The sequence below is a fragment of the Geodermatophilus maliterrae genome, from assembly GCF_041018925.1.
Classification (GTDB): domain Bacteria; phylum Actinomycetota; class Actinomycetes; order Mycobacteriales; family Geodermatophilaceae; genus Geodermatophilus; species Geodermatophilus maliterrae.
The window spans coordinates 19,630-35,652 of record NZ_JBFNXQ010000054.1 but is presented as its reverse complement, the minus strand read 5'-3'; the positions used below and the strand labels follow the sequence as shown (position 1 = coordinate 35,652).

16 protein-coding genes are annotated in these 16,023 nt (G+C 76.6%); 5 read left to right on the top strand and 11 right to left on the bottom strand.

Features of this window, described 5'->3' with window-relative positions; all coding sequences use genetic code 11:
- Together ABQ292_RS16425 and ABQ292_RS16420 are read left to right on the top strand one after the other, a co-directional pair.
- Nucleotides 1-816, top strand: an 816-nt coding sequence (locus ABQ292_RS16425) for a phosphotransferase family protein (protein WP_369208291.1), incomplete at its 5' end; no start/stop codon positions are given.
- Nucleotides 817-926: 110 nt separating this feature from the next.
- Entirely contained in the window at nt 927-1,286 is a 360-nt protein-coding gene (locus ABQ292_RS16420; protein ID WP_369208289.1) for a hypothetical protein, read from the top strand.
- Nucleotides 1,287-1,390: 104 nt separating this feature from the next.
- On the opposite strand, the gene ABQ292_RS16415 is transcribed toward ABQ292_RS16420, so the two are convergent.
- From ABQ292_RS16415 to ABQ292_RS16395, 5 genes are all read right to left on the bottom strand, one after another.
- The gene (locus tag ABQ292_RS16415; protein ID WP_369208287.1) at nt 1,391-2,053 is read right to left on the bottom strand and encodes a response regulator transcription factor; all 663 of its coding nucleotides are present in this window, start codon (nt 2,051-2,053) and stop codon (nt 1,391-1,393) included.
- Nucleotides 1,956-3,731: a sensor histidine kinase gene (locus tag ABQ292_RS16410; protein WP_369208285.1), complete on the bottom strand. Its 1,776-nt coding sequence runs from the start codon at nt 3,729-3,731 to the stop codon at nt 1,956-1,958. Before ABQ292_RS16410 ends, ABQ292_RS16415 begins: the two co-directional genes overlap by 98 nt.
- Nucleotides 3,664-4,107, bottom strand: a complete 444-nt coding sequence (locus ABQ292_RS16405) for a hypothetical protein (protein WP_369208283.1) — start codon at nt 4,105-4,107, stop codon at nt 3,664-3,666. The genes ABQ292_RS16410 and ABQ292_RS16405 overlap by 68 nt, the downstream gene beginning before the upstream one ends.
- A 195-nt stretch (nt 4,108-4,302) precedes the next feature.
- The gene (locus tag ABQ292_RS16400) at nt 4,303-5,832 is read right to left on the bottom strand and encodes an HNH endonuclease signature motif containing protein (protein ID WP_369208281.1); all 1,530 of its coding nucleotides are present in this window, start codon (nt 5,830-5,832) and stop codon (nt 4,303-4,305) included.
- A gap of 83 nt (nt 5,833-5,915) precedes the next feature.
- The gene (locus ABQ292_RS16395; protein WP_369208279.1) at nt 5,916-8,225 is read right to left on the bottom strand and encodes a M20/M25/M40 family metallo-hydrolase; all 2,310 of its coding nucleotides are present in this window, start codon (nt 8,223-8,225) and stop codon (nt 5,916-5,918) included.
- A 63-nt stretch (nt 8,226-8,288) separates the two neighbouring features.
- Between ABQ292_RS16395 and ABQ292_RS16390 the strand changes: the two genes are divergently transcribed.
- Nucleotides 8,289-9,329 (top strand): molybdopterin-dependent oxidoreductase, encoded by a 1,041-nt coding sequence (locus tag ABQ292_RS16390; RefSeq protein WP_369208277.1) that lies wholly within the window; start codon nt 8,289-8,291, stop codon nt 9,327-9,329.
- Between the two features lies 1 nt (nt 9,330).
- On the opposite strand, the gene hisH is transcribed toward ABQ292_RS16390, so the two are convergent.
- The gene (gene hisH / locus ABQ292_RS16385; protein ID WP_369208275.1) at nt 9,331-9,969 is read right to left on the bottom strand and encodes an imidazole glycerol phosphate synthase subunit HisH; all 639 of its coding nucleotides are present in this window, start codon (nt 9,967-9,969) and stop codon (nt 9,331-9,333) included.
- Between the two features lie 78 nt (nt 9,970-10,047).
- Between hisH and ABQ292_RS16380 the strand changes: the two genes are divergently transcribed.
- A complete protein-coding gene (locus tag ABQ292_RS16380; protein ID WP_369208273.1) occupies nt 10,048-11,211 on the top strand; it encodes a diguanylate cyclase in 1,164 nt (387 codons plus the stop codon).
- Here ABQ292_RS16380 and ABQ292_RS16375 read toward each other — a convergent pair.
- From ABQ292_RS16375 to hisD, 5 genes are read right to left on the bottom strand one after another with little or no spacing between them, the layout of a single operon-like run.
- Nucleotides 11,198-11,809: a nucleotidyltransferase family protein gene (locus ABQ292_RS16375; RefSeq protein ID WP_369208271.1), complete on the bottom strand. Its 612-nt coding sequence runs from the start codon at nt 11,807-11,809 to the stop codon at nt 11,198-11,200. The genes ABQ292_RS16380 and ABQ292_RS16375 overlap by 14 nt on opposite strands.
- A complete protein-coding gene (locus tag ABQ292_RS16370) occupies nt 11,806-11,982 on the bottom strand; it encodes a hypothetical protein (RefSeq protein ID WP_369208269.1) in 177 nt (58 codons plus the stop codon). Before ABQ292_RS16370 ends, ABQ292_RS16375 begins: the two co-directional genes overlap by 4 nt.
- A 4-nt stretch (nt 11,983-11,986) precedes the next feature.
- Nucleotides 11,987-12,583 (bottom strand): imidazoleglycerol-phosphate dehydratase HisB, encoded by a 597-nt coding sequence (gene hisB, locus ABQ292_RS16365; protein WP_369208267.1) that lies wholly within the window; start codon nt 12,581-12,583, stop codon nt 11,987-11,989.
- 5 nt (nt 12,584-12,588) lie between these two features.
- Nucleotides 12,589-13,692: a histidinol-phosphate transaminase gene (locus tag ABQ292_RS16360; protein ID WP_369208265.1), complete on the bottom strand. Its 1,104-nt coding sequence runs from the start codon at nt 13,690-13,692 to the stop codon at nt 12,589-12,591.
- Nucleotides 13,689-14,993 (bottom strand): histidinol dehydrogenase, encoded by a 1,305-nt coding sequence (gene hisD / locus ABQ292_RS16355; protein ID WP_369208263.1) that lies wholly within the window; start codon nt 14,991-14,993, stop codon nt 13,689-13,691. Before hisD ends, ABQ292_RS16360 begins: the two co-directional genes overlap by 4 nt.
- A gap of 169 nt (nt 14,994-15,162) precedes the next feature.
- Here hisD and ABQ292_RS16350 point away from each other — a divergent pair, with 169 nt between their 5' ends.
- Nucleotides 15,163-16,011, top strand: a complete 849-nt coding sequence (locus tag ABQ292_RS16350; RefSeq protein ID WP_369208261.1) for an LON peptidase substrate-binding domain-containing protein — start codon at nt 15,163-15,165, stop codon at nt 16,009-16,011.
- Nucleotides 16,012-16,023 lie beyond the last annotated feature (12 nt).

Sequence of the window (16,023 nt, the reverse complement as noted above, 5' to 3'; positions counted from 1 at the left end):
GTCGGCAGCCCGCGGCTGCAGCTGCGCGCCTACCGGCCCGGCCGGCGCGCGGTGGTCGAGGTGACCTCGCCGTCCGGCCGGTGGTTCCTCAAGGTGGTGCGGCCGTCGGCGGCCGCCGACCTCGCGGCCCGGCACGCCACCCTCTCGGCAGGGGTGCCGGTGCCGCCGGTGCTCGCGTCGACCGACGACGGCGTCGTCGTGCTGCCCGGGCTGCCGGGGACGCCCATGCGCGCGGCCCTGGCCGGGGATCCGGGCGCGCTGCCGGAGCCCGCGGTCCTGGAGGCGCTGCTCGACGCGCTGCCGGCGGTGACCGCTCCCCCTCCGCGGCGGGACCCGGCCGACCCGGTGCCGCGGGTGTGGGCACACGCGACGGTGCTCGGGACGGTGTGCCCGTCGCTGGCGCCGCGGCTGGAGCGGCTGACCGCGGCGGTCGGCGCGGCCGCCGGCGGGCACCCCGTGGTGCCGGTGCACGGCGACTTCTACGAGGCGCAGCTGCTGGTCGACGCCGGGGCGGTGGTGGGCCTGCTCGACGTCGACACCGCCGGGCCGGGCGCCCGGATCGACGACTGGGCGACGCTCGTGGCGCACCTGGCGCTGCTCGAGCGGCTCGGCGGCGACCCGGCGCGGGTCTCCGGCTACCGGGCGCGGGTGCAGGCGCTGCTGGCCGGGCGCTGGCCGGGCGGGGAGTTCGCGGCACGGGTGGCCGGCGTGCTCGTGGGGCTGGCCACCGGGCCGTTCCGGGTGCAGCAGGCCGGCTGGGCCGCGGCGACCGAGGCACGGGTGGCCCTCGCCGAGGAGTGGGCGGGCCTGCGATGAGCGGGTCCTCATCCCGCTGAGAAGGCGCTCACCGTGTTCTCCCGGAGGTCTCACCGGAGCCGGACAACGTGGTCGGTGTCAGAGACAGCCACGCACGAGGAGGACCCGACATGACCCGCCGTCCCGCCACCTGGAAGGTCGTCACCCTCGGCACCGCGCTCGCCGGCCTGGGCCTGGTCGGCACCGGCTGCGCCGCCGGCGACGACTCCCCCGCGAGCCAGCCGCCGGCCGCCGTCTCCGGTGCCGCCGACGACACCCCGGACACGGCCACGGACAGCGGGGCCACGGACGGCGCGGCCACGGACGGCGCCCCGGCGGACCCTGCGCCGTCCGACGCGGCCCCGGCCGACGCGTCCCGGGAGACCGCCGACTCGCCCGGCGAGAGCGCCGTCGACACCCCGGGCGAGGTGACGCCCGACGACGTCGACCCCGACGACACCACGCCCGACGACACCACGCCGGGCACCTGAGCCGCCCCTGATCGCCGCACGGCCCCGGTCCTCACGGAGGACCGGGGCCGTGCTCGGTCATCGGTCCGTGGGCCGTGGCTGCGGTCCGCGGCCCCGGCGCGGGGTCAGGCGGCGCTGAGGCGGTAGCCCATGCCGCGCACCGTCTCGATGCGCTCGGGGCCGAGCTTCTTGCGCAGGTAGCGGACGTAGACGTCGACCACGTTCGAGCCGGGGTCGAAGTCGTAGCCCCAGACGTGGCTGAGCAGCTGCTCACGGGCCAGCACCTGCCCGGGATGGCGCAGGAAGGTCTCGGCGAGGGCGAACTCGCGGGCCGACAGGTCGACGGTGCGCCCGCCGACGCTGGCCCGGCGGGTGCGCAGGTCGAGCGACAGGTCGCCGACGGAGAGCACCGTGACCTCGCCCTGGCGGGCGCCGGCCAGCCGCAGCCGCACCCGCGCGAGCAGCTCCTCGAAGCGGAAGGGCTTGGGCATGTAGTCGTCCGCGCCGCCCTCGAGGCCGGCCACGGTGTCCTGCACGCTGTCGCGGGCGGTCAGCACGATGACCGGCACGCCGCAACGCTCGGCGCGCAGCGCCCGGAGGACGGCGAACCCGTCGAGGACCGGCAGCCCGATGTCGAGGACGACGAGGTCGAACTCGCCGCTGCGGGCCCGGTCGAGGGCGGTGAGCCCGTCACCGACCACGGCGGTGGCGAAGCCGTTGGCCCGCAGGCCCTTCTCGACGAACGCGGCGATGCGCGGCTCGTCCTCGGCGATCAGCACCCGGCTCACCGGGGTCCTCCCTCGATCGGTACGGCCGGCGCCCGGCCGCGGAGGCCCCGGGCGGGACGGCCAGGGGCGGCGTCGCGAGCGGGTCGTCGACGGTGTCGGCGGCGGGGACGACGTCGGGACCGGCGTCCTCGACGGCGGTGTCCGTCCAGCCCCCGCGCGGCGGTGCCGGGCGGGCGGGGAGGACGAGGGTGAACGTCGCGCCCTCGCCGGGGCGGCTGTGCAGCTCCACCCGGCCGCCGTGCGCGGCGGCGATCGCCTGCACGATCGACAGGCCCAGGCCCGCGCCGTCGCTGCGCCGGGCGCCCGAGCTGCCGCGGGCGAAGCGCTCGAACACGCGCGCCTGGTCGGCCTCGGCGATCCCGGGGCCGTTGTCGTCGACCCAGACCAGCAGCTGACCGGCGGTCAGCCGGCTGCCGACGACGATGCGGTCGCCGGCGCGGGTGTAGCGGACGGCGTTGTCGGCCAGCGCGACGAGGGCCTGGGTCAGCCGCTGCGGGTCGAGCAGGAGGTCGGCGCGGGCGGCGCCACCGAGCTGCCACACGCGGTCGCCGAGCTGCCGGACCTTGCCGAACACCTCGGTGGTCAGCTCGGCGACGTCCACCGGCTGCAGGCGGACGAACGCCGGCTGCTCCGAGCGGGCCAGGAGCAGGAGCTCGGAGACCATGCGGTTCATCCGCTCCAGCTCGTCGTCGACGAGGGCGACGGTCTGCCGGACGTCGTCGGGGTCGGCGGGGTCGAGCACGTCGAGGTGGCCGCGGACGATGGTGATCGGCGTGCGCAGCTCGTGGCCGGCGTCGTCGAGGAACCGCCGCTGGGCGGCGACCCCTCCCTCCACCCGGTCGAGCATGGCGTTGACGGCGACGGCGAGGTCGGTGAGCTCGTCCTCGGGCCGGTCGTCGACGGGGATGCGGCCGGAGAGGTCGGTCTCGGTGATGCCCTGGGCCGTGCTGGCGACCGCACGGACCGGCGCCAGCACGCGGCCGGCGACCACCCAGGCGCCCGCGGCGGCGATCAGCAGGGTGACCCCGCCGACGCCGAGCATGAGCTTCGCGGTGTCGTCGGCGGCCTGGCGCTCCTGGTCGGCGAAGTAGGCGACCACGGCCACCCCGCGCGAGGGGTCGCCCTCCAGCGTCACGGGGACGGCGAGGTAGCGGACCTCCCCCGCGCCGCTGGCGTAGCCGCCGGACGTCGTCTCGGTCACCGAGGCGACCAGGTCGGTGAAGGCCGCGTCCTCGCTGAGCAGGACCGGCGCCTCGATGCGGCTCTGGTAGCGGTACTCGCCGTCGACGTAGCCGAGGAACTTCTCGTTCGGCCGGGCGAGGTTGTAGGTGATCATCGTCTGCAGGACGTCGGCGACGGAGCCGAACGGCTCACCGCTGCGCGGGTCGACGTTGCCCTCGAGGATCCGCCGGAACTCCTCGACCTCGGCCCCGAGCGCGACGTCCATGCGCTCGTTGGTCGCGCGGACGAGCAGCTGCCAGGTGACCAGCGTGACGATCGCCAGCGCCAGCAGGACCATGAGCAGGACCCACCCGATGATCCGGGTCCGGGCGGCTCGGGGCGCGAGTCGTCGCCGGGCGCGGTCGAGCCACCCGGTCGACCTGCGCTCATCAGTCGTCACCGTCGTCGTCAACGTCTGCACCGCCGTCGTCGTCCCCGTCGTCGCCTCCGTCGTCATCGTCGTCGTCGGGGAGGGGCGGTGGTGGGACGACGTCGGTGGGCTGCGGCGCGGGTGCGGGGGCCGGGGCGGGTGCCGGTGCGGGGGCGGGCTGGGGGGGGGGCGCGGGGGCCGGCGGTGGCGCCGGGGAGCCGGACGGGTCGGAGGCTCCGGTCGGCGTCGAGCTGCCGGGCGCCTCGGACGACCGGCCGGCCGACGTCTCGGGGCCCGCCGGCGTCTCGGGGGCGGCCGGCGTCTCGCGCGCGGGCACGTCGATCGGCGCAGGCACCGAGGGTTCGCCGACGCCGGCGGGCCCGAGCAGCGCCCACGCCGTCCCGCCGGCGAGCAGGACGACGGCGAGGCCGGACACCACGGCGAACAACAGGCGGCTGCGCACACCACGAACCGTCGGCCGCGCCCGTGACGGACCTGTGAGATCCGGATGAGAGGCCTCTCATGGGGCCGCACCCCTGGCCGAGCTGTTCCCGAGTCGCGTCCCCGGGGCGGTGGTTCGAGCCGGTGCGGGTTGAGCCCTTCGCGGATCGAGCCGGTGCGGACGGTGTCGGCCCGGGCGGTGTCGGACCCGACCGGCTCAGAACGGGCAGCCGGTCAGATCGGGCGGGGCGTCGCCGCCCCGTGGGGCCATCGCCGGGTCGCCGGCCGCTCCCGGTGGCGCACCGGACCGGACCGGTACCGCGGACCCCGCTTCGCGCAGGACGCGCGGTGGATCGGTGACGCGGGTGATCCCCGACGGCGTCGCCACCTCGAGCCGCCCGCCGGGGAGAAGGCGGAAGCGCCAGCCGCGCGCGTGGGTCTTCAGCCGGTGGTGCCGGCGGCACGGGCAGCAGAGGTTGTCGCAGGCGGTGCGGCCGTGCGGCCACGGCCGGACGTGGTCGAGGTCGGTCCGGCCGACCCGGCGGTTGCAGTGCGGGTGCCGGCACCGGCGGTCCCGCACCTGCCCGAACCGGCGGTGCCCCTGCGTCGGCCGGTAGGCCGTCGTCGGCGGTGGCGGCCGGAGCCCGGCTCGCCGCGCCCCGCGTTCGAGCCCGCGGCGGGTGGCCACCGCGACCAGGTGCCCCGCGTCGTCGTGCACCGCGAACTCGAGCGTGCCGCCGCCGGGTCGGTGCAGGTCCAGGGCACCCACCCGGTCGAGCAGCTCCCGGCACTGCGCGGCACTCACCGGGTGGCCGTCCACGTCGGCCGGCTCGTCGCCGCCCGCGAGCGTCGACAGGGGGGCGTGCACCACCAGGGAGACCCCCACGCCCGGGCGCTCGGTCCACGGCCGCAGGACGAGGTCCTGGAAGACCTCGGCCCGGAGCTGCCCGATCGGGCGTTCGTCACCGCCGTCGCGCAGCTGCCGGGCCAGGCCGTCGATCACCTCGCCGCAGGCGGCCGCCGCCGGGAGGGTCAGGTCCGCGGCCATGCGGGCCATCCCGTCCTCGGTGGCCCACCAGCGCACGTCGGCGTCCGCCTGCGCCTGCCGGTGCCGCCGCTCACGCGCCTCGGGGCCGAGTCGGTCGATGCACCGGCGGATGCTCGCCCGCAGGCTCGTCGGCGTCTGCTCGGGCGCCCGGGGCAGCACGAGGGCCTCGACCCGCGCGGCCAGCTGCTCGTCCAGCGGCTCGAGCAGGTCGACGACGGCCTCGGCACGGGCCTCGTCGATCTCCCCGCGCGCGAGGAGACGGAGCGTGGCCGGGAAGCGCGAGGTCAGCGCGAGCGACGTGCGGATCACGCGACCGGCCCGCCGCTCGCCGTAGGGGTGGACCAGACCCAGCTCGCAGGGCAGCCACTCGCTGACGTCCATCACCTCGGGCACGGGCCGGCCACCGTCCTCCTCGCCCGGGCGCTGGCCGGCCAGCTGGGCCACCAGGTCGGCCCGCTCGGCGACCAGTGCGGCCGCCCTCCGCTCGACCAGTGCGACCAGCCGGACCACCCAGTGGTCGGGCAGCGCGAGCCGCTCCGCGCTGCCCGGCGGACACATCACCGCCATGAACTCGTCGGTGGACGGCAGCTCACCGATGGCCGCAACGAGCTCCTCGCGGGACACCGGCCTGCCGTCGTCGGCGAAGCAGCCGAGGGACCGGACCGTCCCGTCGGCGTACACCTCGGCCTGCTCGAACACGTGTTCGACGATACCGAGTGGCACGCCGATCCACCAGACGAATCCACAGGTCAGCGGCCCGTCCACGGATCCGGACGGCGCGGTCAGCCCAGGTCCGTCGTCACTCCCACGACCACCAGGTCGGAGCTGTGCGTGCCGGCCGCGTCGACCCCGGCCGGCCGCGGCTGGAAGCCCGGCAGCCCGGACAGCCCGTCGCTGCCGTCGACCACCCGCAGGGTCAGCGGCCCGCCGCCGTCGACGGTGAACGTCGCCTCGACGCCCTCGCGCGGCGGCGCGTGGAAGGTCAGCCACAGCCGGTCCTCCCCCAGCGCGTCGGCCGGGGCGTCGCGCGCCTCGACCCGCGCCTCGACCACCGACCCGCCGTCCGTGCGGAGGTCGAGCACGACCAGCCGCACGTCCCGCTGCGGCGTTACCCGCACGGTCACCGTCCGGCGGCCGTCGGCGGTGCGGTCGTCGAGCACCTGCACGGTCGACGCCGGCAGGTCGGCGACCTCCGCGGACCCGGCGGCCACCGGGCGCCCGACCAGGTACGGGTAGTCGTGCGGCAGCTCCTGTGGCCCGTCGACGTACCGCGCGGTGTACGCGCCGGGATCGGCCTCGGTGCTCGCCCACCACGCCTCGCCGGTGTCGGCCTCCAGCGCGTAGACCAGCTGGCTGGGCACCGGGTGCTGCTGGTCGAACCGGTCGACGGCGAGGCCCACGGCGGTCAGCACGACCGCCAGTGCTACCGCGACCGCGGGCACCGCGACGGACCGCCGCCCGTTCGCCAGGGACGGCGGCGCGAACAGCTGCTCGACCACCGGCAGCAGCACCAGCACGAGGAGGGTCGCCACCGCCGCCGGCGCGGCACCGCCGGCCAGCCCGAGCGCCGGGAAGAACAGCGCCACCGTCGGCGCCAGCACGACGACCGCGACCGCCCCGGCCACCAGCCCGCCCAGGAGCCGCAGCCGCTCCGGCAGCAGCCCCGCGCCGACCCCGGCCAGCGCCGGCAGCGCGGCCAGGTAGGACCCGCCGGGTGCCAGCGCCGCCAGGACGACGGCGAGCAGCGCCAGCACCCCGAGCGCCCCCGTCCGCAGCGCCGCGGGGCCGACCCGCCGCCGCAGCAGCGCGTACCAGGCCAGGACCACGGCCAGCACGACGGCGACCGCGGCCAGCCGGAACCAGCCCGGCCGCCACGGGTCGAGCATCGCCGCGTACCCCGGCCGCACCAGCACGAGCAGCCGCCACACCCCGACCACCGCCAGCGGCGCGAGCACCAGCGGCACGACCGCCGACAGGGCACCCAGCAGGGTCCGCGGCAGCGACGACCCGCGCCGCCGGTCCACGACCGCCACCACGACCACGCCGAGCACGGCCGCACCCGCCAGCGGCCACACCAGCGACCCGGGGTAGCGCACCAGTTCCCACAGCAGCGGGAAGTAGGTGGCGTCCCCGGCGCCGGGACGGGAGAGGTCGGTCAGGTCGGCGTCACCCAGCTCCCGGGTGAGGGCCAGCGTGTTGTCCCCCAGCGCCTGCAGAGTCCCCTGGTCGAGGCGCGACGGGGTGTCCTGCGGGGTGTGGTAGGCCGCGTTCCCGTCGATGAAGGCGGTGTTCAGGCCGGTGAAGTCCCCGTCGGCGAGCAGCACGCTGAAGTCGGTGTCGTTGGGCAGCGTCCGGTAGACCTCGACGGCGAAGCTGGTGGCCACCGGGTGCGGCGCCGCGGCGGCGTACCGCTCGGCCAGCCCGGCGTTGCCCAGCGACGTCTCGAACGTGATCGGCGGCCCGCTGGTGCCGCGGGCCTCCAGGTTGAGCACGACGCCGCCCTGCGGGGCCAGCGGGTGGCTGGCCGCGAACGCCTCGGCGCCGCACAGGCACGCCTCCTCGGCGTCGGTGAGCACCACGACGACGTCGTTGCGCAGCGGCTCGCCCTCGCGGAGCGCCCGCACCGTCTCCAGCAGCGTGGCCACCCCGGCGGCGTCGTCGCTCGCGCCGGGGCCGGTCTCCACGGAGTCGGTGTGCGCCATCAGGAACAGCCGCCCGGTCGAGCCGGTGCCCGGCAGGACGGCGACGACGTTGCGCACCCGCGCCATCTCGGCCGCGCCCGGTGACGACTGCCACGTGCCGACGGCGTTCTGCACCCGGGTGTCCAGCCCCAGCCCGGTCAGCCTGGCGACCAGCCCGTCGACCACGCGGGCGTGCGCCTCGCTGCCGGCCACGTGCGTCTCCGCGGCGATCTCCTCCACGTACCCGAACGCCCGCGCGGCACTGAAGGAGGTCGCAGGGGCGTCGGCCGGCGCCGGCGACGGAGGCTGCAGGGCCAGCACGCTCCACGCCGTCAGCCCGGCCAGCAGGGCGAGGACGACCAGCGGCGCGAGCAGCCCCCTCGCGGGGGCAGCGGGGCGCGGTGCGGGCAACGGGTCCTCCTCGACCGGGCCGGGACCGGGTCACCCTAGGTGCGGCGGGAGGACACTCCGGGGATGCCGGCCGTCCCGCTCCCCCGCCGCGCCGGGCGCCGGACCAACCTCGGCCTGCTCGCCCTCCTCTTGATCGCCGGCGGCACCGGGGTGCTGGCCTTCGGCGTCGGCACGTCGCTGCCCTCGCGGCTCGTGGTCGCCGCGCACGGGGCGGCGGGGCTCGGGCTGCTGCTGCTCGTGCCCTGGAAGGCCGTCGTCGTCCGGCGGTCGCGGACCCGCACCCGCGGCCGGCGCGACCCCGCCTCCGCGTGGGCGCTGGCCGGACTGGTCGCGCTCACCGTGGCCACCGGCGTGCTGCACACCGTCGCCGGCCCGGCGATCGCCGCCGCGGGGATCGCCGTGCTGCAGGTGCACGTCGGCGTGGGCGTCGGGACGGGTGCGCTGCTGCTCGTGCACGTCGTCGGCGGCCGGCAGCGGCCGCGGCGCAGCGACGCGTCGCGCCGGGCGCTGCTGCAGACCGGCGGGCTGGCCGTGGGCGCGGCCGCCCTGTGGGCGGCGGTCGAGGGCGGCCTTCGGCTGACCGGCGCACCGGGCGGACGGCGGCTCGGCACCGGCTCGCACGAGCGGGGCACCGGCGACCCGGCCGCGATGCCGGTCACCCAGTGGTTCACCGACGCCGTGCCCGACGACGCCGGCGACGTCCTCGAGCTCGTCGCCGGCGGCCGCACCACCCGCCTGCGCGCACGGGACCTCGACCGCGGCGACACCGCGAGCGCCGTCCTCGACTGCACCGGCGGCTGGTACGCCGAGCAGGAGTGGCGCGGGGTGCGGCTGGACCGGCTGCTGGCCGGGCTGGACCTGCCCGACGGCGGCAGCGTCGACGTCGTCTCGGTGACCGGCTACCGGCGGCGGCTGCCCCTGGCCGACGCCGGGTCGCTGCTGCTGGCCACGCACGCCGCCGGCCGGTCGCTGTCGGCCGGGCACGGGGCGCCGGTGCGCCTGGTGGCACCGGGCCGGCGCGGGTTCTGGTGGGTGAAGTGGGTGCGGCGGGTGGAGGTGGTCGACGCGCCGTGGTGGCTGCAGCCGCCGTTCCCCCTCCGGTGACTCAGAGCGTGGCCAGCCAGTTGGTGAGCAGCTGGGCGCCGGCGTCGCCGCTCTTCTCCGGGTGGAACTGGGTGGCCGACAGCGCGCCGTTCTCCACCCCGGCGACGAACCGGTCGCCGTGCTCGGCCCAGGTCACCTTCGGCGGGGCCAGCGGGCCGGGACGGCCGTCCTGGCCGAGGGAGAACTCGCGCACGCCGTAGGAGTGCACGAAGTAGAAGCGCTCGTCGGCCAGCCCGTCGAACAGGACGGTGTCCGCGGGCGCCGCGACGGTGTTCCAGCCCATGTGCGGCAGCACCGGGGCCTCGAGCTGCTCGACGACGCCGGGCCACTCACCGCACCCCTCGGCGTCCTGACCGTGCTCGACACCGCGCTCGAAGAGCACCTGCATGCCCACGCAGATGCCCAGCACCGGGCGGCCCCCGGCCAGCCGGCGGCCGATGGTGCGCGGCCCGTCGACGGCGCGCAGCCCGGCCATGCAGTGCGCGAAGGCGCCGACCCCGGGGACGACGAGGCCGTCGGCGTCGAGCGCCGCGTCCCGGTCGGCGGTCACGGTGACCTCGGCGCCGACGCGGGCCAGCGCCCGCTCGGCCGAGCGGAGGTTCCCGGACCCGTAGTCGAGGACCGTCACCTTCTTCTTCACGGCTGCCACGGTACCGAGCAGCGACGCCGCCCCCGCCGGGAGTCCCGGACCCCCACGGCCGGCGCACCCCCCGCCCGGGTGAACCCGCGAGGAGCGGCGCTCAAGGCGGCCGGGCGGTCGCTCGATGACCGGTTCGTGCGAGCTCTGGCCGAGGACGAGGACCGCGTCTCCTTCTGGCGACGACACACGCTGAGCGGCGTGGCGCTGTGCGTCGGGCTCCCTGCGGTCATCGCGACGCGCACCTGGATGTCCCCGGAGGCCCCCAACGGCACCTGGCTCCTCCTGCTCTGCGCCGCGGTCGCCCTCCCGGCCCCCCTGCTGCTGCTGGTCCCGGTCGAGCGGCTGGTCCGCCACCCGCGGGGACGGCTCTTCTTCGACGCCTGGGAGGCGGTCGGCCTCGCGCTGGTGCTCACCGTCTGCCGGCTCGACGGCGGCGCGGACAGCCCCTACGTCGCGTTCCTCTTCGTCCTGCTCGCGCACGCAGCCCTGGCCTACCCCCCGGTCGGGGTGGCCATCGCCGGGGTGATCACCGTGGCCGGCCACCTGACCCTGGGGGTCCTCGACCCCGACGTCCCGACGCCGGACCTGGTCGTCAGCGTGCTGGCCCTGGTCGTGGCCACCGCGACCTGCGCCTTCGCCTCGGCCAACCACGTCCGGGTCTACGAGCGCATGGCCGCCTACGCCGCGGAGATCGCCGCGCTGGCCCAGCGCGACGGACTCACCGGCACCCTGAACCACCGCGCCTTCCACGAGCGGCTGCAGGCCGAGGTGCGCCGCGCGGCGACCGACACCCCGGTCAGCCTGCTCATCGTCGACGTCGACTCGTTCAAGACCGTCAACGACACCTTCGGCCACCCCGCCGGGGACGGCGTGCTGCAGCTCGTCGGCGCCGCCCTGACCGGCCTGACCCGCCCCGGGGACTCGGCCGGCCGCCTCGGCGGCGACGAGTTCGCGCTGCTGCTACCGGGCGCGACCCTCGGGCAGGCCACCGCGGTCGCCGAGCGGCTGCGCGAGCGGGTCCGCACCACCGCCGCGGACTTCGGCGCCACCGTCAGCGTCGGCGTGGCCACGGCCACCTCCCCCGACGTGACCGCGGTGCACGCCGCCGCCGACGCCGCGGCGTACCGCGCCAAGCGCAGCGGCCGGGACCGCGTCGTCGCCGCCTCCGGGCCGGGCGCCGAGGCCACCACGGACGCGACCACGGCGCCGGCCGCCGACGTCCCCGCGCTCAGCGCGCCCTGAGGGCTGGTCCCGCCGTCCCTGGGTCCCACGACAGCACGGTCAGCTCCGGCCACACCGACTGCCAGCGGGCGGCCTTGGCCTCGTACACGTGCCGCGGCGCCGGGCTGCGCCGGTTGGGCCGCACGACGAGGTCGAACAGGTCCCCCATCCCGTACGGCGCGTACACCCGTGGTCGGCCGGCCGAGTCCACGGTGACGCCGACCGCGCAGCAGACCGCCGCGAAGGAGTCGATCGCCTCGCTGCAGTCGCGGAAGGCCGCCGGTGCCGGGACGCCGAAGCGCCCGGCGTACCAGAGGTGCACGCGGGCTTCGTTGCGGACCTCCACCGGGACCGGCAGGCCGGCGAAGAGCGGCACGGCCCGGGCGATGACGGCGTCCTCGGCGTCCCAGCCCGTGTCGGGATCGAAGTAGAAGAGGTCGGCGTCGAGGATGCCGGTGCCCGGCGGCCGCCCGGTGCGGGCGTTCCACACGGTCTGGAACAGCACCCCCGCGGTGAGCCACCAGTCGTGCACGCCGAGCGCGGGGGCCCGCCGCAGCACCTCGGCCACGGTCGGGTCGGCGAGGACGACGTCGAGGAACGTCTCCTCGTCGGGCCTCATACGAGGCGGAGGACGCCCGCCACCGTCGCGAGCAGCGCGGCCACCAGCAGGAGGACGGCGAAGCCGACCTGCGGGCCGGTGCGCCCCTTGGTGTCGTGGTCGGCCTTCCAGATGCTCCACGCACCGCCGATGAGGAAGCCCCCGAGAACCACGAGGACGACGCCTGAGCTCATCCGGCTACAGCGCGCCCTTGGTGGACGGGACGTCGGCGACCCGCGGGTCGATCGCGACCGCCGTCCGCAGCGCGCGGGCCAGCGCCTTGAACTGGCCCTCGACGATGTGGTGGGCGTCGCGACCGGCGTAGAGCACCCGCACGTGCAGGGTGATCCGGGCGTTGAAGGCGAAGGACTCGAGGACGTGCCTGGTCAGCGACGTCGGGTAGTCCGGCCCGATCACCGGCGTCATCGTCTCGGGCTCGGCGTGCACGAAGTACGGCCGGCCGGAGAGGTCGACGGCGGCCTGCACGAGGACCTCGTCCATGGGGATCGTGGCGTCGCCGTAGCGGGTGATCCCCTTCTTGTCCCCCAGCGCCTCGGCGAAGGCCTGGCCGAGCGCGATCGCGACGTCCTCGACGGTGTGGTGGGCGTCGATGTGCAGGTCGCCGTCGGCCTGGACGGTCAGGTCGATCCCGCTGTGCTTGGACAGCGCGGTGAGCATGTGGTCGTAGAAACCCACGCCGGTGCTGATCGAGCTCTTGCCGGTGCCGTCGAGGTCGAGCTCGACGACGAGCTTGGTCTCGCTGGTCGCCCGCTCCACGCGTGCAGTACGGCTCATGGGTCTCAGTCTCCCAGGCGGTGGTCGGGGGCGACCTCACCCAGCGCGGTGAGGAAGGCGTCGGTCTCCGCAGGCGTGCCGGCGGTGACCCGCAGCCAGCCGGGCAGGCCGACGTCGCGGACGAGGACGTCGCGCTCGAGCAGCGCCCGCCAGGCGGCCGGTGCGTCGGCGAACCGGCCGAAGAGGACGAAGTTGGCGTCGCTGGGCACGCTGGTCAGGCCCATCGCCGGCAGCGCCGCGACGATCCGGTCGCGCTGGTCCTTGACCGCGTCGACGGTGGCCAGCAGCGCGTCGGTGTGCGCCAGCGCCGCCCGCGCGGCCGCCTGGGTGAGCGAGGACAGGTGGTAGGGCAGCCGCACCAGCTGCACCGCGTCGACGACGGCCGGGGCGGCGGCCAGGTAGCCCAGCCGCAGCCCCGCCATGCCGAAGGCCTTGCTCATCGTGCGGCTGACCACCAGCCGCGGGCGGCCCGGCAGCAGGCTCAGTGCCGACGGCGTCCCGGCGCGGGCGAACTCGGCGTAGGCCTCGTCGACGACGACCACGCCGGCGGTGGCGGCGTAGACCTCCTCGATCGTCTCCAGCGCGACGGCCGTGCCGGTGGGGTTGTTCGGGCTGGTCACGAAGACGACGTCGGGCCGGACCTCGCGCACCTGGGCGGCCGCCTGCGCCGCGTCGATGGTGAAGTCCTCGCGGCGGTGCCCGTCGACCCACGCGGTGCCGGTGCCGGCCGAGATGATCGGGTGCATCGAGTACGACGGCGTGAAGCCCAGCGCCGTCCGCCCGGCGCCGCCGAAGGCCTGCAGCAGCTGTTGCAGCACCTCGTTGCTGCCGTTGGCCGCCCACACCTGCGCCGGCTCGATCCGCTCCCCGCCACGGCCGAGGTACGCGGCGAGGTCGGCCCGCAGTGCCACGGCGTCCCGGTCGGGGTAGCGGTTGAGCTCCAGCGCCGCGTGCCCGAGCGCCTCACCGAGCGTGGCCAGCAGCTCGTCCGGCAGCGGGTGCGGGTTCTCGTTGGTGTTGAGCCGGTACCGCACCTGCAGCTGCGGGGCGCCGTAGGGCGTGCGGCCGCGCAGCTCCGGCCGCAGCGGGAGCTCCTCCAGGGAGGTCACGACCGCTGCCGGAGCCGGACGGCGGCCGCGTGGGCGGGCAGGTCCTCGGCGTGCGCGAGGGCGTCGACGTGCCCGGCCACCTCGGCCAGCGCCTGCTCGTCGTACTCGACGACGTGGATGCCGCGCAGGAACGACTGCACCGACAGGCCGCTGGAGTGCCGCGCGCAGCCGCCGGTGGGCAGCACGTGGTTGGACCCGGCGATGTAGTCGCCCAGCGACACCGGCGACCAGGCGCCGACGAAGACCGCGCCGGCGTTGCGCACCCGCAGCGCCACCTCGCGGGCGTCCCGGGTCTGGATCTCGAGGTGCTCGGCGGCGTAGGCGTCGACCACCGCGAGGCCGGCGTCGAGGTCGTCGACCAGGACGATGCCCGACTGGCTGCCGTCCAGCGCGGTGGTGATCCGCTGGGCGTGCTTGGTGGCCGCGACCTGGGCGGGGACCAGGTCGAGCACGGCGTCGGCCAGCGCCTCGCTCGTCGTCACCAGCACCGCGCCGGCCAGCGGGTCGTGCTCGGCCTGGCTGATCAGGTCCGCGGCGACGTGCACCGGGTCGGCGGTGTCGTCGGCGAGGACGGCGACCTCGGTGGGGCCGGCCTCGGAGTCGATGCCGATCAGCCCGCGCAGCAGCCGCTTGGCGGCGGTGACGTAGACGTTGCCGGGACCGGTGACCAGGTCGACCGGCTCGCAGGAGCCCGCGCCGTAACCGAAGACGGCGATCGCCTGCGCCCCGCCGACGGCGTGCACCTCGGTGACGCCCAGCAGCGCGCACGCGGCCAGGACGCCGGGGTCGGGCAGGCCGCCGTTGTCGCGCTGCGGCGGGGAGGCGACGGCGATCGACTCGACGCCGGCGATCTGCGCGGGGACGACGTTCATGACCACGCTCGACAGCAGCGGCGCCAGCCCGCCGGGCACGTAGAGGCCCACCCGGCGCACCGGCACCCAGCGCTCGGTGACCGTGCCGCCGCGGACCACCTGCGTGGTGACGTCGGTGCGGGCCTGGTCGGCGTGCACCCGCCGGACGCGGGCGATCGACTCCTCCAGAGCGGCGCGGACGGCGGGGTCGATGCCGTCGAGGGCCGCCTGCAGCGCCGCGGGCGGGACGGTGAAGTCCTCGGCGTCGACACCGTCGAGGCGGGCGGTGATCTCGCGGACCGCCTGGGCCCCGCGGATCCGGACGTCCTCGCACAGCGGGCGGACGGTGGCCAGGACGGAGTCGATGTCGGTGGCGGCACGCGGCAGCAGGCCGGCCAGGTCGCGGACCCCCGGCAGCGCGGAACCGCGCAGGTCGATGCGGGCGAGCACGGGGGACCTCCGGGGGACGACGGGGATCCCCAGGGTAGTCAGCGCCCCGCGGCCCGGCGGGCACCGGTGAGGGGCCACGTCGCCTCTCGGACGGGTCGGCGGGGCACGGCCGGGTGGCGCGCACCACGACCGCGTCGTGCGCGCCGCCGGTGCCCGTAGGCTCGGCGGTGTGGGCGACCTCATCCCGCTGTTCCCGCTCGGGTCGCCGCTGTTCCCCGGGATCGTCCTGCCGCTGCACGTGTTCGAGCCCCGCTACCGGGCGCTGGTGCGTGACCTGCAGGCCCTGCCCGAGGGCAGCGGCCGGCGCTTCTTCGGCGTGGTCGCGATCCGGCAGGGCTGGGAGGTCGAGCGGGTGGCACCGGCCGAGGCGCTCTACGACGTCGGCTGCAGCGCGGTGGTCCAGGCGGTGCGGCCGCAGCCCGACGGCGGCTTCGGCGTCGTCACCGTCGGCGGGGACCGGTTCCGGTTGCTCGAGGTCGTCGTCGGCGAGGACCCGCCCTACCTGCAGGCCGAGGTCGAGTGGCTCTCCGAGGAGGAGGCGGCCGAGGAGGCCGCCGGCGACCAGGAGGAGGTCCTGAACTCCCCCGCGGCCGGCGGGTCGGGCCTCGACGAGGGGCTGGTGCGGGAGGTGGCCAGCGGGTCGCTCGACGTGCTGCACCGCGGTGTCGGCGGCCTGTTCACCCGCTACGTCACCGCCGTCGCGGGGCTGCAGGCGGGCCTCGGGCAGGACGAGGCGGGCGAGGCGGCCGCCGAGCTCGCGGAGAGCGACCTCGACCCGACCGGTGTCGGCGCGCTGCTGCAGGCGGTGGGCGACGACCCGCGGGCGCTGTCCTACCTGGTGGCCTCGGCGGCACTGCTCACCACCGAGGACCGGCAGGCGCTGCTGGCCGAGTCGGCGACCCGGCGGCGGCTGGTGGCCGAGAGCCGGATGCTGCGGCGGGAGCTGACCCTGCTGGAGTCCGTCGGCGCCGTACCCGTACCGCTGCACCAGTTCGCCGGGCCGAGCAGCCTCAACTAGCGGACCGCCCCC